The sequence below is a fragment of the Streptomyces sp. NPDC107654 genome (assembly GCF_055639035.1).
In genome coordinates, this window is record NZ_JBVKBI010000017.1 from 102,389 (window position 1) to 121,828 (window position 19,440).

The window sequence follows — 19,440 nt, forward strand, 5'->3', positions numbered from 1 at the left end:
ATGACCACCGACACGACGACGAAGACCCCGGAGCCGGCCGCCGTGCCGGCTCCGGGGGCCACGCCCGGGAAGAAGCGGGTCACGGCGGGCCACCGACGCCTGCTGACCCGCCGTGACCGGTTCACCCTCGCCGTGATGGCGGGTGTGCCCACGGTCCTGCACGTGATCCTCGTCTGGGTCACCGCCCTCGCCTCGATCCTCCTCGCCTTCACCACCTGGGACGGCATCGGGTTCGACTCGATCAGGTGGGTCGGCCCGGACAACTTCCGGCAGCTCTTCACCGACAACCCGCAGTTCTGGCCGGCCGTCCAGCACAACGTCGTCTGGTTCGTCGTACTGATCCTGATCCCGACGCCGTTCGGCCTGTTCCTCGCCGTCCAGCTGGACAAGCGGATCCGGTTCAGCCGGGTCTACCAGACCGCGTTCTTCCTGCCCGTCGTCATCTCGATGGCGTGCATCGGGTTCGTCTGGCAGCTGGTCTACAACCCGGACACCGGTCTGATCAACAGCGTCCTCGGCGCCAACGAACCCGGCCACTACATCGACTGGATCGGCGACCCCGACCTCAACCTGTGGGCCGTCCTGGTCGCCGCGTCCTGGCGGCACACCGGCTACATGATGATCCTGTACCTGGCCGGTCTGAAGAGCGTCGACCCCTCGCTGCGCGAGGCCTCCGCCCTGGACGGCGCGGGCGAGTGGCAGACGTTCAAGCACGTCATCTTCCCGACCCTGCGCCCGACCAACACGGTCGTCCTGGTTGTCACCATCATCGAGGCCCTGCGCGCCTTCGACCTGGTCTTCGTCTTCAACAAGGGCGCCCAGGGCACCGAGTTGCTGTCGATCCTGGTCACCAACAACATCATCGGCGAGTCCAGCCGCATCGGTTACGGCTCGGCCATCGCCGTCGTCCTGCTGGTGATCTCCCTCGCCGTGATCATCCCGTATCTGATCGCCACCTTCCGGAAGGAGCGGCGCGCATGAGCACCGTGAGCGCGCCCGGGAGGAGGCGTGCCCCGATCCGGCCGGCCCGGGTCCTGCTGCACGTCTTCCTCGCCGGCACCGCCCTGGCCTGGCTGGCGCCCCTGCTCTGGGCGGTCTTCTCGGCCCTGCGCCCGTACAGCGAGACCAGCGCCAAGGGCTACGTGTCCTGGCCGGACACGCTGAACCTCGACAACTTCAGACACGCCTTCCAGCAGTCGGACATGCTGCACTACTTCGGCAACACGCTGGTCATCGCGGTCCCGGCGGTGCTGCTGACGCTGTTCCTGTCCTCCTGCGTCGCCTTCTACGTCAGCCGGTTCGACTTCCGCCTCAACCTCGCCCTGCTGCTGGTCTTCACGGCCGGCAACCTGCTGCCGCAACAGGTCGTCATCACCCCGCTGTACCGGCTGTACCTGCTCACCGACCTGCCGGGCATCACCGCGAGCGGCAAGCTGTACGACTCCGCACTGGGCCTGGTGCTGATCCACGTGGCGTTCCAGTCCGGGTTCTGCGCCTTCGTGCTGAGCAACTACATGCGCTCGCTGCCGCACGAGCTGACCGAGGCCGCGCTGGTCGACGGCGCCTCGGTGTGGCGGCTGTACTGGCAGATCACGCTGCCGCTGTGCAAGCCGGCGATGGCGGCCCTGGCGACGCTGCTGTCCATCTGGATCTACAACGACTTCTTCTGGGCCCTCGTGCTGATCTCGACGGGCGAGAACATGCCGATCACCTCCGCGCTGAACAACCTCTCCGGCCAGTACTTCACCGACCCCAACCTGGTCGCCGCCGGCTCCCTGCTGACCGCGATCCCGACCCTGGCCGTCTACTTCGCGCTCCAGCGCCAGTTCGTCAGCGGCCTGACCCTGGGCTCCAGCAAGGGCTGAGGCGCCCGCACGAGGAAGAGAACCGTTCCCGCTGCCGCCCGGGGAGTCGGTCGGGCTGACCGGCACGGTGCCGGACGGGGCGACGGGGACGCTGTGGCCGGAGCCGCTGCGGGCGGCGGGCACCGAGACGGTCGCCGGAACCGCGCCGGGTACCCGGCCGCCCCGCCGGACCCGGCCACGCCGGCCGCGCTGCTGCACCGCGTCCACGCGAAGGCGGGCGTGGAGCCGGTCCGCACGGCCCCAGCCGGTGTGGAGGTGGTCCGCCGGCGCGGCACTGAGGCGGACTTCCTGTTCGTGAACGACCACACCGGCCAGGGCGCCGAACTCCCCGTCGCGCCCGGCTCGACGGAGCTGCCGACGAGCGGAGACACTGCGGGCACGGCCCGGGTCGCACCGGGTGGGGTGGCCGTGGCGCGGGAGCCGCACGTCCGGCGAAGCTCCTTTTACGGCACGGGACTTGAAGGTTCGTGCCGTGGCTGGTGGGATGCGCGGCAACACCTGCCCCATCGGTCCGGGAGGTTCTCCGTGCTGCGAGCGATCCTGACGGCGGGGGCGGCCGTCGCCGCCCTGCTGGCCCCCGCCGCCGCCCACGCCGAGGAGGCCGGGCCGGGCATCCCGCCGCTCACCGACCGGCAGGGGCGGGTGCTCACCCTGCACGGCTGGAACATCGAGGACAAGACGCACCGGGGCGAGGCGGCCCTCACCGGCATCACCGAACGCCACTTGCGCGACATGCGGGCCCGGGGCTTCGACTTCGCCCGGCTGCTGGTCTTCTGGGACGACCTGGAGCCGGAACCCGGGCAGTACAGCCGCGGTTACCTCCGCAAGGTCGAACGCGTCCTGGACTGGGCCGCGAAGTACCACCTGAGAGTGGTGATCGACGCCCACCAGGACGTCTTCGGCCCCGCCTTCGGCCACCGCGGCATACCCGAGTGGGCGACCAGGACCGACGGACTGCCGTTCACCCCGCACCCGGACGACTGGTTCGCCGAGTACTTCGAGCCCGCCGTGCAGCGGGCCTTCACCCATCTCTACGAGGACGCGGACCTCCGGCGCGCCCAGGCCGCGATGTGGCGGACACTGGCCGCCCGCTTCGCCCGCCATCCGGCCGTGCTCGGTTACGACCTCGTCAACGAGCCGATGGGCGAGCAGAGACCGGGAGAGGACCTCCCGACCGCCGCGCGCCGCATCGAACGCGACCAGCTCACGCCGATGTACAACCGCCTCGCGGACGCGGTCCGTACGGCCGACCGGGACGCCTGGCTGTTCGTCGAACCGACCCCGATCGTGGGCGAGGGCGTGCCCACCGGCCTGGGGCGCGTGGCGGATCCCCGGGTCGTGTACGCGCCACACTTCTACGACACCGCCATGGAGGCGGGCGCCGACTACGATCCCGGCGCCGGCTGGATCGAGGCGTACGAGCGGGCCGTCACCGCGTACCCGAAGCGGTACGGGGTCCCGGTGGTGGTGGGCGAGTGGGGTCCGCCGGACAGCGGCCTGCCGCACATGAACCGCTTCTACCGCGACGCGATGGCCTCCCTGGGCCGCTACGCCTCCGGCTGGGCGGGCTACGTCTGGTGCTACGGCGGCGGGTACTGCGCGGTGGACGACACCGGCGCCTTCCGCCCCAACAAGGCGCTGACCGTCGAGCCGTACGCGGAGACCGTGGCGGGCACGGTCCGCTCCGCCGGGTACGACTCCGCGTCGGGCGTGTACCGGCTGTCCTACCGCGCGGCTTCCGCCGGGCCCCGGGTGACCACCCTGTCCCTTCCGCCCGGCACCTGGCGGGTCACGGCCGACGGCGGCGCGTCCGTCGTCCGCGTCACGGACGGCCGGGCCCGGATCCTGGCCGGCCGGGACGGCCTGGTGAACGTCACCGTACGGCGCGGCTGACCGAGGACGGGTGCCGGCCGCGTGCCGTGGCCGGCCCCCCTCGGCGCGGGCGCGGGCCACGGCGGAGTGCGGGTCAGGGTGTCCCCGGCTGCGTCTCCCGCTCGAAGCGCGCGTGGAACCGGCGGTTGTGGTCCACGCGGCGTTCCGGGCCGGTCAGGGTCACCGTCGCCGTCAGGCGGGCGTCGGTGCTGGACGCCGCCAGACGCAGGTGCAGCTCGCCCGGTTCGACCACCCGCCGTCCGTCCCGGCCGGTGAAGGACGCCAGGTCGGCCGGCACGGTCACCCGCAGCCGGTGCGCCTCGCCCGCGGCGAGCGCCACCCGGGTGTAGCCGACGAGACGCTGCACCGGCTGGACGACGGAGGCTACCGGATCGTGCAGGTAGAGCTGGACGACTTCGGTCCCGGCCCGCTCCCCCGTGTTGCGTACGGTGAAGGCGAGGGAGAACTCGCCGCCGGTGTCCGCCTCGGGCCGGTCGACGGTCAGGCCGTCCCAGGCGAAGGACGTGTAGGACAGGCCGTGCCCGAACGGGAAGGCCGCCGTGGGATCGATGCTGGACACGTCGCTGGCCTGGGCGAGCCGGGCCCCCAGGTAGGTGGCCGGCTGGCCGCCGGTGTCGCGGGGCACGCTGACGGGCAGCCGCCCGGACGGGTTGATCCGGCCGCTGAGCACACCCGCGATGGCGGTGGTGCCCTCTGTCCCGGGGAAGAAGGACTGCACGATCGCGGCGGCCTCGTCGGCCGCGCGGCCGAGGGCGTAGGGCCGGCCGGCGAGCAGGACCGTCACCACGGGCGTGCCCGTGTCGAGCAGCGCGTCGAGCAGTCGCTGCTGGGCGCCGGGCAGGGCCAGGGACTCCGCGTCGCAGCCCTCGCCGCTGGTCCCCCGGCCGAAGAGGCCGGCGCGGTCGCCGAGGGCCGCGACGACGACGTCGGCCTGACGCGCGGCGTCGACGGCCTCGGCGATGCCGAAGATGTCACCGTCGTCGACGCCGGTGCCCGTGACGACGGTGACCTCCGCGTCGGGGAACTCCCGCCGGAGGGCGTCCTCCAGGGTGGGCAGGTCGATGCCGGGCGGTGTCCGCGGGTGGTGCACGCCGACGTGCTGGGGGAACGAGTAGCAGCCCAGCACGGCTGTCGGAGCGGCCGCGTTGGGGCCGATCAGGGCGATGCCGCGGGGCCGGGCCAACGGCAGGGTGCCGTCGTTGGCCAGCAGGACGACCGCTTCCTCCGCCACGGTACGGGCCAGTTCCCGGTTCTCGGCGGTGTCGAGGTCGACGGTGCCGCGCAGGGCGTCGGGGTTCTCCAGGTCCGCTCCCGCGAGGGCGGCCGGCACCGGGTTCCAGTCCGCGTCGAGCAGGCCGAGCCGGGCCTTCTGGACGAGCACCCGGCGCAGCGCCCGGTCGATGAGCGCCTCCGGTACCCGGCCCGCGGCGACGGCCTCGGCGAGCGGCGCGCCGAACGTCTTCACGGTGGGCAGTTCCACGTCGACTCCCGCGCGCAGGGCCGTGGCCGCGGCCTGGGCCCAGTCACCGGCGACACCGTGCAGGGTCTTCAGGAAGGCGATGCCGAAGTAGTCGGCGACGACGGTGCCGTCGAAGCCCCAGGTCTCCCGCAGCAGTCCCGTGAGCAGTTCTTCGTCGGCGGCCGAGGGCATCCCGTCGGTGTCGGTGTAGGCGTGCATGACGGAGTCGGCCCCGCCCTCGCGTACGGCCATCTCGAACGGGGGCAGGACGACGTCCGCCCGTTCGCGCGGGCCCATCCCGACGGGTGCCAGGTTGCGGCCCGCGCGGGAGGCGGAGTATCCGGCGAAGTGCTTCAGGGTGGCGACGACCCCGGCGGACCGCAGGCCCTGGACGTAGGCGGTGCCGATGGTGCCGACGAGGTAGGGGTCCTCGCCGATGGTCTCCTCGACGCGGCCCCAGCGCGCGTCGCGCACCACGTCGAGGACGGGCGCGAGGCCCTGGTGGACTCCCACGGACCGCAGGTCGCGGCCGATGGCGGCGGCCATCCGGCGGATCAGGCCGGGGTGGAAGGTGGCGCCCCAGGACAGCGGGACGGGGTAGGCGGTGGCACCCCAGGTGGCGAATCCCGCCAGGCACTCCTCGTGGGCCAGTGCGGGGATGCCGAAGCGGTTCGCGGCGGCGATCCGCGTCTGGGTGCGCAGCAGGGACAGCGCGCCGAGCGCCGGGTCGACGGGCGCCGTGCCGAAGGGGCGGGTCAGCTGGCCGAGGCCGGCGGGCAGCAGGGCGTCGAGGTCGACGGCCTCCTCCATGTCGTGCTGGTGCGGGGCCACTTCGCCGCCCTCGTCGGACGCGCCGACCCACACGCCGTACAGCTGGGCGGTCTTCTCCTCCAGGGTCATCGCGTCGATGAGCGCGGACACGCGCGTGCCGATGTCCTGGGTCGGGTCGTTCCAGAGGGGGACTTCGGGGGTGGTCTCTACGGCCACGTTGGCGGTCACTTTCCTCCCATGCCCATCAGGCCCTGGACCAGGGCTCGGCGGGCGAACAGGTAGACGAGCAGGACGGGCACCATGGACAGCGTCACGGCTCCCAGCAGACCGGGGATGTCGACGCCGTGTTCGGTCTGGAAGTTGTACAGACCCAGAGTGATGACCTTGGTCGAGTCGGACTGGGTCAGGACGAGCGGGAACAGGAAGCCGTTCCAGGCCTGGAGCGCGGAGAACACCACGATCGTGGACAGGCCGCCGCGCGAGAGCGGGACGACGAGCCGGAAGAACATCCGCAGGGGGCTCGCGCCGTCCATCGTCATGGCCTCGAACAGCTCCGGCTGGATGTCGCGCATGGCCCCGCTGAGGATGAGCGCCGACATCGGCAGGCAGAACGCGGCGGTGGGCAGGATGACCCCGAGCAGGTTGTCGTACAGGCCCGCCTCGCTGATCAGGTAGAACATCGGCACGATGACGGCCTGGGCGGGGATGGCGAGGCCCAGCAGGAACAGCCGGAAGATCTGCGAGGTGACCCGGCTGCGGCTGCGCACGATGGCGTACGCCAGGGGCGGTACGAGCAGCAGCACCACGCCGACGACGCAGAGCGTGACGACGATGGTGTTGAGGAAGTACCGGCCGAAGCCCGAGTCGAACGCCCCGGTGTAGTTGTCGAGGGTGAAGTCGCGGGGGAAGGACACCGGGCCGTGCTTGGCGTAGTCCTGCCGTGTGCGCAGGGTCGCGGCGAGCATCACGTACAGCGGAAGGCCCACCAGGACGAGCCAGACGATGGAGCCGGCTCCGGCCGGGTAGTTGGGGCGGTGCCTCATGACACCCCCTCCATGTCGCTGCGCATCTTGTCGTAGCCGGAGACGCGGACCACGACCAGCGAGACGACCGTGGCGGCGACGACCAGGCAGAGGGCGATGGCCGAGCCCGCTCCGAAGTCGAAGCCCTTGAAGGCCTTCTGGTACATGTAATAGGCGCTGATCGTCGTGTCGGTGCCCGGTCCGCCCTGGGTGAGGATGAGCACGGTCTCGAAGGTGGTCAGCCCGCCCACGATCATCAGGATCATCGAGGTGATGACCGAGTTGCGCAGCTGCGGCAGCGTGATGTGGAAGAACTGGCGGTAGCGCCCCGCGCCGTCGATCGCGGCCGCCTGGTACAGCACCGGCGGGACCGCCCGGGCGGCACCCTGGTAGATCAGGGTGTGGAACGGGGTGAACTGCCAGGTGCTGACGAAGGCCAGCACCCCGATGGCCGTGGACTGTTCGCCGAACAGGTTGCCGTCCCCGAACAGCCAGGTCATCCGCGCGGGGATGCCGAAGTTCGGGTCGAGCAGCGCGCGCCAGAGCACCGAGACCGCGGTGGCGGACAGCAGCAGCGGGACGAAGTAGATCGCCGAGAGGACGGCGCGGTTGCGCTGGCGTCCGGCGGCCCAGACGCCGAGCACGATGCTCAGCGGGGTCTGGACGACCACGCCCAGGGCGGTGAGCAGGAGGGTGAGCCAGATGCTCTTGATCATCACGGGGTCGTCGAGGATGCGTTCCCAGTTGTCCGTCCCGACGAACCGCGGTGACCCCAGGCCGTTCCAGCTCATGAAGGACAGCACCGCCACCATGATCAGCGGTGCGAGGGCGAAGAGGGCGAAGAACAGGGTGGCGGGCAGGGCCCAGAGGAAGCCGGGGCGCGTACCGCGTGCGGTGGAGGACTCCTGCGGCCGCCGCCGGGCCTTGCCGGCCACGGCGGTGGGCGGAGCGCTCGTGAGCTGTGTCGTCATGAGCGGATCATTCGGTCGGGAGGGCCTGCATGGCCTTGACGAAGCCGTCCGTGTCGAGCTGTCCGTTGAAGAACTGCTGGACGGCCTGGTGGATCGGTGTCATGGCCGACGGCGGGAAGGCCTGGTCCCAGGAGAGCTGGAAGGACCTGGCCTTGGCGACGAGGTCGTACTGGTAGCGGGAGTACGCGGGGCTGGCCGAGGTGTCGAGGAACTTCGGGGTGTTGGTGGTGGTGGGCAGGTTGCCTATGGCCAACTGGGCCTTGACGAACTCGTCGGAGTACATGAGCTTCAGGAACTCGGCGACCGCCTCGGGGTGCTTGGTCTTCTTCAGCACCGAGTAGAAGTTGTTGGTGTTGCCGACGACGTCGGACGGGTCGCCCTTGCCGCCGGGGACCGTCGGGAACGTGCCGTAGCCGAGGCCCTTGGCGGCGAAGTCCTTCGCGTCCTGCTGCTGCTGCGCGTAGTACCAGGACCCCATCAGCTCGAAGCCGGCCTTGCCCTGGGCCACCAGTGCGGGCGAGGCGCCGTTGGTGTACTTCACCGAGTCGTAGTTCTTGCCGAAGGCGCCGGTGTCGACCAGTTCCTTGAGCAGTCCGAGCGCCTTCTTGCTGTCCGCGCTCGCCCAGGCGTCCTTGTCGCCGCTCAGGGCCTTCTGGAACAGCTCCGGCCCGGCGACGCGGTCGTAGACGTACTCGAACCACATCAGCGTCGGCCACTGGTCGCCGCCGCCCAGGGCGATCGGTGTGACGCCGTCGGACTTGAGTTTCCTGACGGCGTCGAGCAGTTGGTCCCAGGTCGCCGGCTGCTTGACGCCCGCTTTGTCGAGCACCTCCTTGTTGTCGAACAGCAGCACCGGCTGGGTGCCGCGCATGGGGATGCCGTACGGCTTCCCGTCGACGACCGCGCTGTTGTAGACGCTGGGCAGGAACTTGTCGTCGAGGTTCGGGTCCTTCTTGACGAAGTCGTCCAGCGGCATCAGCAGTCCGGCCTTGACGAACGGCTGGATGCTGCCGCCGCCCCAGTTGAAGAAGATGTCCGGCGCCTGGGGGGTGTTGATGATCGTCTGCAGCTTCTGCTGGTAGTCCGCGCCTGGAATGGTGTCGAGGACGGCTTTGACCTTCGACGTCCTGTTGAAGGTGTCGACGATCCGCTTCTCGACCTTGTTGCTCGCGTCCCCGTAGACCAGCACGTGGATCCTGCCGTCGTCCGAGGAACCCCCGCCGCTTCCGTTCCCGCACGCGGCGAGACTCGCCGCCAGGGCGAGCGTCGCTCCGCAGGCGAGCACCCGGGGCATCCGTGTACGCATGGCCATCCAACCTTCCGAAAGTTTCGAATTTTCAGCCGAAAGTCCTGCGGCTGGACAGTAGGAGGCGGAAGAAGAAATGGTCAACGGTCGTGCACGTACGCAGCCAAACCGTTACCCGCGCCGTGGCCTATGCTGCGCCCATGCGCGAAGAAGCCCAGGTCGGTCGCAGAGTTACCTTGGCAGCCGTGGCCAGAGAGGCCGGCGTCTCGCTTCCGACAGTTTCGAAGGTTCTCAACGGTCGTTCGGATGTCTCGCCCACGACCAGAGCCAAGGTGGAGCGTCTTCTGGAGATCCACGGCTACCGCCGACGGACCGCCGGGCCACCGCAGGCCCCCCTTATCGAGATCGTCTTCCACGAACTGGAGAGCGTCTGGGCGATGGAACTGATCCGCGGTGTGGAGAACGTCGCCAAGCGGAACGACGCGACCGTCGCGCTCACCGAGAGCGGGACACGGCAGGCTCCCGGGCCGGAGTGGATCGGGGGCGTGCTGCGCCGCCGGCCCCTCGGCGTGCTGCTGGTCTTCTCCACCGTGCCGGAGGACGTGAAGAGGCAACTGCGGTCCCGGGCCATCCCGTTCGTGATCGTGGACCCGGCGGGCGACCCCGACCCCGACGTGCCCTCCGTCGGCTCCGCCAACTGGGCAGGAGGCGTGGCCGCCACCCGCCACCTCACCGACCAGGGACACGAGCGCGTCGCCATCATCACCGGTCCCGAGGACCTGATGTGCTCACTGGCCCGGCTGGACGGATACCGCTCTGCGATGGCGATGGCGGGCTGCGCACCGGACCCGCGGCTGGTGCGTTTCGGTGACTTCCACGTCCAGGGCGGCTTCGAACACGCCATGGACCTCCTGCGGCGCCCGGACCGCCCGACGGCGATCTTCGCCGGGAGCGACCTGCAGGCGCTGGGCGTCCTCGAGGCGGCACGGGTACTGGGCCTGAGCGTGCCCGGGCAGCTGTCGGTGGTGGGGTACGACGACGTACCGCCGGCCCGGTGGTCGAGCCCGCCCCTGACCACCGTGCAGCAGCCGCTCCAGCGCATGGCCGAGGAGGCGGCACGGATGCTGCTGCGCCCCACCGATCCCAGGAAGACCGCGCTGCGCATCGAACTCGCCACCCACCTGGTGGTACGACAGAGCACCGCGCCGCCCGCCCTCGGCTGAACCCCCAGCCGGGGCAGGAGCGTTGCGGGCGCGCGGCGTCGGCCGCACGGTGTCGGCCGCACCGCGCCGGCCGCACGGACCGGAGCGGCACAGGGTCTCACCCGCCGTCGACAGGCGTCCGCCCCTCGGGCGGACGGCGCGGCACCGGGGCCGCTCCGGCCGGTGTGGGGAGGGTGGCACGGGACCGGCAGAGTCTCCTGCTGCCGGACCCGTGTGCCGCGTCAGTCGTTCACCCGGGCGGGCGGCCGGAAACAGGCGATGACGGTCTTGCCGTGCGGGCAGGGCCGGGCCTCCCAGCGGTCGGCCAGGGCGTCCATCAGCAGCATGCCGCGTCCGCCGGGCTGGAGCGCCCCGGGCTGCCGGGGCACGGGCAGCGTCGAGGAGGTGTCGTGCACCGCGATGTGCAGGCAGTCGTTGTCCCAGGACATCACCAGCTGGGCGGTGCTGTGCGCGTGCACGTGCGCGTTGGTGACCAGTTCGGACACCACCAGCAGCACGTCGTCCACCGTCTCGGGGGCCGTGCGGGTCCAGCCCAGCTCGGCCAGATGGGACCGGGCCCAGTCGCGTGCCGTCTTGACCTGACTGTTGAGCGGCAGTGAGCGTGCCCAGCCCACCGCGCGAAGCGAACGTCCGTCCACGTTCCTCCTTCTGTGCCGACCGGACCGTTTCCGCCCTTCCGGTTACCCGCGCACGGCTCCGGTACGGCTACGACTTGGTTCCCGGGCGGGCGCCCGTCCCTATCCGGCCGCCCCGGTCCGTGCCCGGCCCGCCAGCTCGGCCTGGAGAGCGCGGTACGCCGGCTTCGGGCGGTAGTCCTCGTCGAACAGGTTGGCCGCGCCCTCGCCGGGGAAGGTGTCCGGGACCCAGGAGTACCGGTCGGTGAAGCCCCAGACGGTGAACGAGATGCAGCGGCGGGTGGCCAGGCACGCGTCGAGCAGCCGCCGGTAGCCCTCGGCCTGGGTGGCGAGCTTGCCGGAGTCGGCCGGCACCGGCATGCGGACGTCCGCCTCCGTCACGGCGGTGGCCAGACCGAGCCGGTCGAAGCGGGCGAAGTTGGCCGCCATGCCGGTGGGCAGGTCGTACCGGGTGCTCAGGTGTCCCTGGAAGCCGACGCCGTCGACGGGCACGCCCGTGGCGCGCAGGCCGCGGAGCAGGTCGTAGACGGCGTCGCTCTTCGGCCCTGTCCACTCGGTGTTGTAGTCGTTGTAGAAGAGCAGGGCGTGCGGGTCGGCCTCGTGCGCCCAGCGGAAGGCGTCGGCGATGTAGCCGGGACCGAGCTTGCGCAGCCACAGGGTGTCGCGCAGCGTCCCGTCCTCGTCGAACGCCTCGTTGACGACGTCCCACTGCCAGACCCGGCCCTCGAAGTGCCGCACGGTGTCGGTGATGTGCCGGTGCAGGACGGCGCGCAGCTGATCGGCGTCGAGGTCGTCCGAGGTGAGCCAGGACGGCAACTGGTTGTGCCAGACCAGGACATGGCCGCGCACCTTCTGGCCGTGCCGGCGTGCGAAGTCGACCAGGCGGTCGGCGGCGGTCCAGTCGTACCCGCCCTGCCGGGGTTCGAGGGACTCCCACTTCATCACGTTCTCCGGGGTGACGGTGGAGAACTCGGAGCCCGTGAGCCGACGGTAGCCGGTGTCGTCGGTGAGCGCGGAGACGTCCACGGCGGTACCGACCCGCAGGTGGTCGTGGGCGGCGAGCTGCCGCAGCGGACGGTCGGGCACCGCGGGTCCGCCGGACGCGGCGGCGGGGCTCGCGGCGGCGAGCGGAAGCAGAGCGAGGCAGCAGGTCGCCGCGACGAGGCGGGGCAGGTTCACGAACACTCCCGGGACGTGTCGAAAGTTTCGAGATGCCTTACGAGCGTTGCGTAACGGTAGGCAGGCGACACTCGCGCGTCACCACCGTGCGCGGCACCCCTTTCCTCGACCGATTCAGCGCGTGCCGGCGCGGGTCGAAACTTTCGCATTCTCGCTTGCGCGATAGCCCGTCAAGTTTCGATGAAGTTTCGGAAACAGACGCATTGACCGTCGTTTCGAGGCGGCCGCATACTCTCCAGCAATCGAGCCCGCCCCCGTGGGGGACGACCCTCGTGACCCGCATGACGCGATCATGACAATCAGCGTCGAGCGCTCCCATCCAGGAGGACGACATGGAGATCGACCACGCCCTTTCCCGCCCGATGAGCCGCAGGGGCTTCATCAACCGTGCCGGCGCCCTGGCGCTGGCCACGTCCGCGTCCGGGCTGCTGCTGCCCGGCACCGCCCACGCCGCCACGACCATCACCACCAACCAGACCGGCACCAACAACGGCTTCTTCTACTCCTTCTGGACCGACGCGCCGGGCACGGTGTCCATGACCCTGAACTCCGGCGGCAACTACAGCACCTCGTGGCGCAACACCGGCAACTTCGTCGCGGGCAAGGGCTGGAGCAACGGCGGACGCAGGACCGTTTCCTACTCGGGCGGTTTCAGCCCGTCCGGCAACGCCTACCTGGCCCTGTACGGGTGGACCTCCAACCCGCTGGTGGAGTACTACATCGTCGACAACTGGGGCACCTACCGGCCCACCGGCACCTACAAGGGCACGGTCACCAGCGACGGCGGCACGTACGACATCTATCAGACCACCCGGTACAACGCCCCGTCCGTCGAGGGCACCAGGACCTTCAACCAGTACTGGAGCGTCCGCCAGTCCAAGCGCACCGGCGGCACCATCACCACCGGCAACCACTTCGACGCCTGGGCCCGCGCCGGCATGCCCCTCGGCAGCTTCAGCTACTACATGATCCTGGCCACCGAGGGATACCAGAGCAGCGGCAGCTCCACCATCACCGTGAACGGGTGACCCTCCCGTCCCGTCCCATCACCCCCCAGCGCGGCCACGCCCGCCCCCGAGGAGGACCCACCCGCATGCGCGCCGCACCCCGCTCCCTGCTGACCGGCCTGGCCGTCGCCGCGACAGCCCTGGCCGGCACCGTCACCGCCGCCGTCGACGCCGTCCCGGCACACGCAGCCGCCTGCACCGGCTACGTCGGCCTCACCTTCGACGACGGCCCCTCGGCCGACCACACCCCGGCCCTGCTCAACGCCCTGAGGCAGAACGGCCTGCGGGCCACGATGTTCAACGAGGGCCAGTTCGCAGCCGCCTATCCGGCCCAGGTCCGGGCCGAGGTGAGCGCCGGCATGTGGATCGGCAACCACAGCTACACCCACCCCCATCTGACCCAGCTGAGCCAGGCGCAGACCGACTCCGAGGTCTCCCGCACCCAGCAGGCGATCGCCGCGGCCGGCGGCGGTACGCCGCAGCTGTTCCGCCCGCCGTACGGCGAGACCAACGCCACCGTCCAGGCTGTGGAGGCCAAGTACGGGCTGAAACAGATCATCTGGGACGTCGACTCCCAGGACTGGAACGGCGCGAGCACCGACGCGATCGTGCAGGCCGTGTCCCGGCTGACCAACGGCCAGATCATCCTCATGCACGAATGGCCGGCCAACACCCTCGCCGCCGTTCCGCGCATCGCCCGGACACTGGCGGGCAAGGGCCTGTGCGCCGGCCGCATCTCCCCGCAGACCGGTCGCGCCGTGGCCCCCTGACGGTGCGCTCCCGCCGAGGCGAGCGGGCCGCCGGGGACGGCGGCCCGCGACAACGGGTCGGTCCGTCACCGCCCATGCTGCAGTCAGAAAATGATCAAGGGGCCGTTTCGGATTGCTCTGAAACGGCCCCTGACCCACGACTCTCACAAGTCGGGACGACAGGATTTGAACCTGCGACCCCTTGACCCCCAGTCAAGTGCGCTACCAAGCTGCGCCACGTCCCGTTGCTCTCACTCGCGGTGCCCCGCGTGTTCGTGCGAACAGAACTTTACCCCACGTCCGGGGGTGCGCCGAGGAAGGTCCGGGTGGGCCGAGGGACAATCGGCGGTATGACGAACACGGGCGAATCGGATGCCAGGGACCGGGACCTGACCGGGCGGGCCCGGAACGCGCGGCCCCGGGACGGGCTGGGGCGCCCGCTGCCGTACGGCGCCGAGGGCGTCCCCCGGCAGCCGGAGGGTGTTCTGCGGGCGCCGCAGGAGACGGTTGCCGAGGCGCAGGAGCTGCTGGCCGCAGGGCGGCCGTTCCACGCGCACGAGGTGTTCGAGGACGCGTGGAAGGCGGGCCCGGAGGACGAGCGCGCGCTGTGGCGGGGGCTGGCCCAGCTGGCGGTGGGGCTCACCCACGCGGCCCGCGGGAACGCGGTCGGCGGTGCGCGGCTGCTGCGGCGGGGTGCGGGCGCGGTCGAGGAGTGGGCGGTCGGGCGGGGCGAGGACCGGCCGTACGGGCTGGACCTGCCGGGCCTCAGCCGGTGGGCGCGGGAGCTGGCCGGGCGGGTGGAGCAGGGGCCGGGGCCGGTGGACCCGTGCGCCGAGGCGCCCCGGCTGGGTCCCTGACCGGGCACACGCGAGCCCGACGCCCCTGACCGGTGGGCGTCGCGGTGCGTGCGGAGGCGGTGGACGCGCTGTCAGTGGCATGCGGCAGACTCGGGGCGTGCGAAAGATTCATGTCATCGGTATCGGCGCGGGCGACCCCGACCAGCTGACCCTCCAGGCGGTCAAGGCGCTGCGGAGCACGGATGTGTTCTTCCTGCTCGACAAGGGCGAGGTGAAGAGCGATCTCACCCGGCTCCGCCGGGACATGCTGGACGCGCATCTGCCCGAGGGGTCGTACCGGGTGGTGGAAGCCCGGGACCCGGAGCGGGACCGGGCGGCGGGCGGGGCCGCCTACTCGCCGGCCGTCGGCGACTGGCGCAGTGCCCGCGCCGGGATCTACGAGCGGCTGATGGCGGACGAACTGGACGAGGACGGCACCGGTGCCTTCCTGGTGTGGGGGGATCCGGCGCTGTACGACAGCACGCTGGCGATCCTGGAGGAGGTGCTGGAGCGCGGGGCGGTGCCGTTCGAGTACGACGTGGTGCCCGGCATCAGCAGTGTCTCCGCGCTGGTCGCCCGGCATCGCACGGGGCTGAACCGGGTCGCCCGGCCGGTGCAGATCACCACCGGGCGGCGGCTGGCCGAGGGCTTCCCGGACGGCGTCGACGACGTGGTCGTGATGCTGGACGCGCACCAGGCCTTCCGGCGGTACGCCGAGGAGGACATGGACATCTACTGGGGCGCGTACATCGGCACGCCGGACGAGATCCTGGTCTCGGGGCCGATCGCCGAGGCCGGTCCGCGCATCGAGCGGGTCCGGGCGGAGGCGCGGGAACGGAAGGGGTGGATCATGGACACGTACCTGCTGCGCCGGCATCCCGGACGGGACCGGCCGGCCCGGGAGGGCTGACCGGCCGGGTACCGCCAGGGCGCGAAGGTCCGTGCTCGGTCAAGAGCCCGGCCGGGGTGCGGAGGTGCTGCTCGGGACCCTCGTCGCGGTACCGAGGCGCGATGGTCAGGAGTCAGGCCGGACCCCCCGTGCCGCGGTCCCCGCGAAGCCCAGCCGGGCCAGCACGCTCGGCACGTCCGGCTCGGCCCGCACGCCCTCCGGGAGCGGGGGCCGGCGGACCACGACCACCGGCAGACCGAGATCGCGCGCGGCGGTCAGTTTCGCGGCCGTGGCCTCGCCTCCGCTGTCCTTGGTGACCAGGACGTCGATCCGGTGGGCGCGCAGGAGTTCGGTCTCGTCGGCGACCGTGAACGGGCCGCGGGCCAGGAGGACGTCGGTGTCCGGCGGCAGGGGCGGCTCGGGCGGCTCCACCGACCGGACGAGGAAGTGCAGGCCGGTCAGCCCGGCGAAGGCGGCGAGACCGAGGCGCCCGGTGCTGAGGAACACCCGTCGGCCGAGTCCGGGCAGGGCCTCGGCGGCCCCGGCCAGGGACGGGACGTCGTACCAGCGGTCTCCGGGGCCCGGCTGCCAGCCGGGACGCCGCAGGACGACGGCGGGGACGCCCGTGGCGCGCGCCGCCAGGGCCGAGTGGGCCGTGATCGACGCGGCGAAGGGGTGGGTGGCGTCCACCAGGGCGTCCACGCGGTGGACGCGCAGCCAGTCGGCGAGCCCCTCCGGCCCGCCGAAACCGCCGGTCCGTACCGTGCCGGGCAGCGCCGCTGGCCGGGTGACCCGGCCGGCGAGCGAGGTGGTGACGCGGACACCCGGCCGCGCGGCGAGGTCGGCGGCGAGACGGCGGCCCTCGGTGGTGCCACCGAGGACGAGGACGTGCGCGGGCACGGCGGCGGGTGCGGGCACGGATGCGGGAACGGCGGGTGCAGGTCCGACGGGTGCGGGGCCGTCGGCGGGCACGGGGGCGGAGGGCCCGGGCGCGGAGGACTCAGGGGCGGAGGGCAGCGGGCCGCCGGCCGGCACGGGGGCGGACGGCACCGGGGCGGCGGCGGGCGCCGGGCCGTCTGTCTGCGCGGGGGTGGCGGGCATACGGGTGAGCGTACGAGGTCGTGTCGTGCGGTGCGGTGCCCGGGTCGCTACGGTCGGGCCCGGTGCCGGCCCCGGAGACGCACGAGCGGGCGAGCGGGCGAACGGCACCCCGGATCACGCCTGGTGGACTCCTTCGCGGACGTGCCGCGGCGGTGGGGCTAGCGGAGCAGCAGTTCCAGTCCGCCCACGACCGTCGCCGCGATCACCAGCTGTTCGAAGAGACGCTGGTTGATCCGGTTCACAGCCCACTTGCCGAACAACGCACCGGGCACGACGAACACCGCGAGCGCGGCGTCAAGGAGCAGGGAGCGCCGGTCGATCAGGCCCAGACCCGCGCTGAACGGCACCTTCGAGACGTTCACGATGAGGAAGAAGAAGGCGGAGGTACCGAGGAAGCCGAGCTTCCGGAAACCCGCGGAGAGCAGGTACAGCGACATCACCGGGCCGCCCGCGTTGGCGACCATCGTCGTGAAACCACCGAGCACGCCGTACGAGCGGGCCTTCATCCGGCCCGCTCGGGTGCCGACCGCGTCCGGTTCCCCCGGGGCCTCGGCCGCCCGCCGGCGCCACACCGTCACGCCGGCCATCAGCAGCAGGATCGCGCCGATCGAGGTCCGTACGATCCCGTCGTCCGCCCACACCAGGAACAGCGTGCCGGCCACCACGCCCGCCGCCACGGCCGGGAACAGCCGCCACAGCGTGGGCCAGTGCGCGTGCCGCCGGTAGGTGAGGACGGCGAGCACGTCGCCGGCGATCAGCACCGGCAGCAGCACGCCGGTGGAGGCGCGGGCGGGCAGCACCGCCGCGAAGATCGCGAGGCTGACCGTGTTGGCCCCGCTGACCGCCGTCTTGGAGAAGCCGACGAGCAGGGCCGCGAAGGCGAGCGCCGCGAACCCCCAGCCGGATACGTGCCAGAGCGTCATCGTGTTCATGGAGTGACCGATGCTATGCGCACGCATCCGTCCGGCGTCATCAGCGTCCCGCCGACCGGCCCGGAAGCGGCGGCCCGCCTACCGGCCCGTGTACCGCGCCCGCAGCTCCCGCTTCAGCACCTTCATGCTCGGCCCGAGCGGCAGCGCGTCCGTGAACTCCACGCGCCGCGGGTACTTGTGCTTGCCGAGGTGCTCCTTGCACCACCCGGTGAGCGCGGCGGCGTCCGGCGTGGTGCCCCGCGCCGGGACGACGACGGCGCACACCTCCTCGCCGTGCAGGTCGTCGGGCAGGCCGATGACGGCGACCTGGGCGATCTCCGGGTGGCGCATCAGCACCTCCTCGACCTCCCGCGGGTAGACGTTGTAGCCGCCCCGGATGATGACGTCCTTCTTGCGGTCGACGATCCGCAGGAAGCCCTCGTCGTCCTTGGTGCCGAGGTCACCGGTGCGGAACCAGCCGTCCACCAGGGCCTCGGCGGTGGCTTCGGGGCGGCCGAGGTAGCCGGAGAAGACGTTGTGGCCGCGGATGACGACCTCGCCCAGCTCCCCGGGCGGCAGCAGCTCGATCCGGCCCTCCAGCTCGGCGCGGGCGATCTCCACGTCGACCCCCCACAGGGGGTGGCCGATGGTGCCGGCCTTGGTGCCGAACACCGGCTGGTTGACGGTGGCGGTCGGCGAGGTCTCCGACAGCCCGTACCCCTCGTAGATCTTCGCCCCGAACGCGGCCTCGAACCGCTCCAGGACGGCGACCGGGAGCGAGGCCCCGCCGGAGACGCACACCCGCAGCGCGGGGAGCCGGGCGGCGTCGGCCGCGGCCGCCGCGAGCGCGACGAACATGGTCGGCACGCCGTGGAAGGTGTTGACGCCCTCCTGCACCATCAGCTCGATGGCCCGGGCCGCGTCGAAGCGGGGCAGCAGCACGAGCGTGGCACCGGCCCGCCAGGTGGAGTTCAGCGACACCGTCTGGCCGAAGGCGTGGAACAGCGGCAGCGCGCCGAGGGCGACGTCGTCGGCGCGGATGTCGTTGGCGTCGAAGGCGTTGACGGTCGCGTTCATCACCAGGTTGAAGTGGCTGAGGACGGCGCCCTTGGGGACACCGGTCGTACCGCTGGTGTAGAAGATGACCGCCGGGTCGTCGACGGCCCGGGTGACGTACGACGGGAGGGGCTCGGCGCCGGCCGCGAGCTTGTCGAACTCGCCGCCCAGCGTGACGACGCGGACGCCGGCCGCCTCGGCCGCGGTGCGGCCGGTCTCCGCCTGTCCCGGGTGGACGAGCAGCAGGGTGGCCCCGCTGTCCCGCAGGACGTGCTCGACCTCGCCGGACGACAGCAGCAGGTGCACGGGGACGACGACCCCGCCCGCCGCCGCGATCGCGTAGTAGGCGACCGGGAACTCCGCGGTGTTGGGCGCCATGAGGGCGACCCGGTCGCCGGGCCGGACGCCGAGCCCGGTGAGCGCGCCCGCCTGGGCCAGCGCGCGCTGCCAGACCTCGGCGAAGGTGAGCCGCAGATCACCTTCGACGAGGGCGGCCTTGCCGGGGCGGCGCCGGGCGTTCTCGGCGAGGATGGTGGCGACGGACAGGGTGGCCATGGAGTGCTGCTCCGTTTCCTTGCTGCTGCGGCTCGTGTTGCGAATTCCCTTGTCGTAAGCCCCCGTCGGTGA

General features: G+C 71.7%; 16 protein-coding genes, 1 tRNA gene and 1 pseudogene. 8 read left to right on the plus strand and 10 right to left on the minus strand.

What is annotated here, in order from left to right; all coding sequences use genetic code 11:
- From ACZ7N4_RS26945 to ACZ7N4_RS26955, 3 genes are all read left to right on the plus strand, one after another.
- Positions 1 to 981 carry a carbohydrate ABC transporter permease gene (locus ACZ7N4_RS26945; protein WP_471362435.1) on the plus strand — a complete coding sequence of 327 codons (981 nt, stop codon included), beginning with the start codon at positions 1 to 3 and terminating at the stop codon, positions 979 to 981.
- Positions 978 to 1,865: a carbohydrate ABC transporter permease gene (locus tag ACZ7N4_RS26950; RefSeq protein WP_471362437.1), complete on the plus strand. Its 888-nt coding sequence runs from the start codon at positions 978 to 980 to the stop codon at positions 1,863 to 1,865. Before ACZ7N4_RS26945 ends, ACZ7N4_RS26950 begins: the two co-directional genes overlap by 4 nt.
- 525 nt (positions 1,866 to 2,390) lie before the next feature.
- Positions 2,391 to 3,758: a cellulase family glycosylhydrolase gene (locus tag ACZ7N4_RS26955; protein WP_471362440.1), complete on the plus strand. Its 1,368-nt coding sequence runs from the start codon at positions 2,391 to 2,393 to the stop codon at positions 3,756 to 3,758.
- A 73-nt stretch (positions 3,759 to 3,831) separates the two neighbouring features.
- Here the strand turns inward: ACZ7N4_RS26955 and ACZ7N4_RS26960 are convergent, their stop codons facing one another.
- The 4 genes from ACZ7N4_RS26960 to ACZ7N4_RS26975 are packed head-to-tail and all read right to left on the minus strand — an operon-like array spanning position 3,832 to position 9,293.
- Positions 3,832 to 6,216 (minus strand): beta-xylosidase/alpha-l-arabinosidase, encoded by a 2,385-nt coding sequence (locus ACZ7N4_RS26960; protein ID WP_471362443.1) that lies wholly within the window; start codon positions 6,214 to 6,216, stop codon positions 3,832 to 3,834.
- Positions 6,213 to 7,031: a carbohydrate ABC transporter permease gene (locus tag ACZ7N4_RS26965; RefSeq protein ID WP_471362446.1), complete on the minus strand. Its 819-nt coding sequence runs from the start codon at positions 7,029 to 7,031 to the stop codon at positions 6,213 to 6,215. The genes ACZ7N4_RS26960 and ACZ7N4_RS26965 overlap by 4 nt, the downstream gene beginning before the upstream one ends.
- On the minus strand, positions 7,028 to 7,981 hold the full coding sequence (locus ACZ7N4_RS26970) for a carbohydrate ABC transporter permease (protein WP_471362448.1): 954 nt from the start codon (positions 7,979 to 7,981) through the stop codon (positions 7,028 to 7,030). Before ACZ7N4_RS26970 ends, ACZ7N4_RS26965 begins: the two co-directional genes overlap by 4 nt.
- Before the next feature lie 7 nt (positions 7,982 to 7,988).
- Complete coding sequence (locus ACZ7N4_RS26975; RefSeq protein WP_471362451.1) at positions 7,989 to 9,293, minus strand: ABC transporter substrate-binding protein; 1,305 nt, start codon at positions 9,291 to 9,293, stop codon at positions 7,989 to 7,991.
- Between the two features lie 134 nt (positions 9,294 to 9,427).
- Here ACZ7N4_RS26975 and ACZ7N4_RS26980 point away from each other — a divergent pair, with 134 nt between their 5' ends.
- Positions 9,428 to 10,450 carry a LacI family DNA-binding transcriptional regulator gene (locus ACZ7N4_RS26980; protein WP_471362453.1) on the plus strand — a complete coding sequence of 341 codons (1,023 nt, stop codon included), beginning with the start codon at positions 9,428 to 9,430 and terminating at the stop codon, positions 10,448 to 10,450.
- Between the two features lie 221 nt (positions 10,451 to 10,671).
- Here the strand turns inward: ACZ7N4_RS26980 and ACZ7N4_RS26985 are convergent, their stop codons facing one another.
- Both ACZ7N4_RS26985 and ACZ7N4_RS26990 read right to left on the minus strand, forming a co-directional pair.
- On the minus strand, positions 10,672 to 11,088 hold the full coding sequence (locus ACZ7N4_RS26985) for an ATP-binding protein (protein WP_471362456.1): 417 nt from the start codon (positions 11,086 to 11,088) through the stop codon (positions 10,672 to 10,674).
- Positions 11,089 to 11,187: 99 nt separating this feature from the next.
- Positions 11,188 to 12,264 (minus strand): endo-1,4-beta-xylanase, encoded by a 1,077-nt coding sequence (locus ACZ7N4_RS26990; protein WP_471362459.1) that lies wholly within the window; start codon positions 12,262 to 12,264, stop codon positions 11,188 to 11,190.
- 332 nt (positions 12,265 to 12,596) lie between these two features.
- Here ACZ7N4_RS26990 and ACZ7N4_RS26995 point away from each other — a divergent pair, with 332 nt between their 5' ends.
- Together ACZ7N4_RS26995 and ACZ7N4_RS27000 are read left to right on the plus strand one after the other, a co-directional pair.
- Positions 12,597 to 13,292 carry a glycoside hydrolase family 11 protein gene (locus ACZ7N4_RS26995; RefSeq protein ID WP_471362462.1) on the plus strand — a complete coding sequence of 232 codons (696 nt, stop codon included), beginning with the start codon at positions 12,597 to 12,599 and terminating at the stop codon, positions 13,290 to 13,292.
- Between the two features lie 65 nt (positions 13,293 to 13,357).
- Positions 13,358 to 14,038, plus strand: a pseudogene (locus ACZ7N4_RS27000) (polysaccharide deacetylase family protein); the annotation flags it as partial.
- Between the two features lie 153 nt (positions 14,039 to 14,191).
- Here the strand turns inward: ACZ7N4_RS27000 and ACZ7N4_RS27005 are convergent.
- A tRNA-Pro gene (locus tag ACZ7N4_RS27005) sits at positions 14,192 to 14,265 on the minus strand.
- A 105-nt stretch (positions 14,266 to 14,370) separates the two neighbouring features.
- Between ACZ7N4_RS27005 and ACZ7N4_RS27010 the strand changes: the two genes are divergently transcribed.
- Together ACZ7N4_RS27010 and cobF are read left to right on the plus strand one after the other, a co-directional pair.
- Positions 14,371 to 14,877 carry a DUF309 domain-containing protein gene (locus ACZ7N4_RS27010; protein WP_471362464.1) on the plus strand — a complete coding sequence of 169 codons (507 nt, stop codon included), beginning with the start codon at positions 14,371 to 14,373 and terminating at the stop codon, positions 14,875 to 14,877.
- Positions 14,878 to 14,974: 97 nt separating this feature from the next.
- A complete protein-coding gene (gene cobF, locus ACZ7N4_RS27015; protein ID WP_471362467.1) occupies positions 14,975 to 15,766 on the plus strand; it encodes a precorrin-6A synthase (deacetylating) in 792 nt (263 codons plus the stop codon).
- 105 nt (positions 15,767 to 15,871) lie between these two features.
- On the opposite strand, the gene ACZ7N4_RS27020 is transcribed toward cobF, so the two are convergent.
- From ACZ7N4_RS27020 to ACZ7N4_RS27030, 3 genes are all read right to left on the minus strand, one after another.
- Entirely contained in the window at positions 15,872 to 16,645 is a 774-nt protein-coding gene (locus ACZ7N4_RS27020; RefSeq protein WP_471362583.1) for a cobalt-precorrin-6A reductase, read from the minus strand.
- Positions 16,646 to 17,004: 359 nt separating this feature from the next.
- Entirely contained in the window at positions 17,005 to 17,778 is a 774-nt protein-coding gene (locus ACZ7N4_RS27025; protein ID WP_471362470.1) for a sulfite exporter TauE/SafE family protein, read from the minus strand.
- A gap of 78 nt (positions 17,779 to 17,856) precedes the next feature.
- Positions 17,857 to 19,368, minus strand: a complete 1,512-nt coding sequence (locus tag ACZ7N4_RS27030) for a long-chain-fatty-acid--CoA ligase (RefSeq protein ID WP_471362472.1) — start codon at positions 19,366 to 19,368, stop codon at positions 17,857 to 17,859.
- Positions 19,369 to 19,440 lie beyond the last annotated feature (72 nt).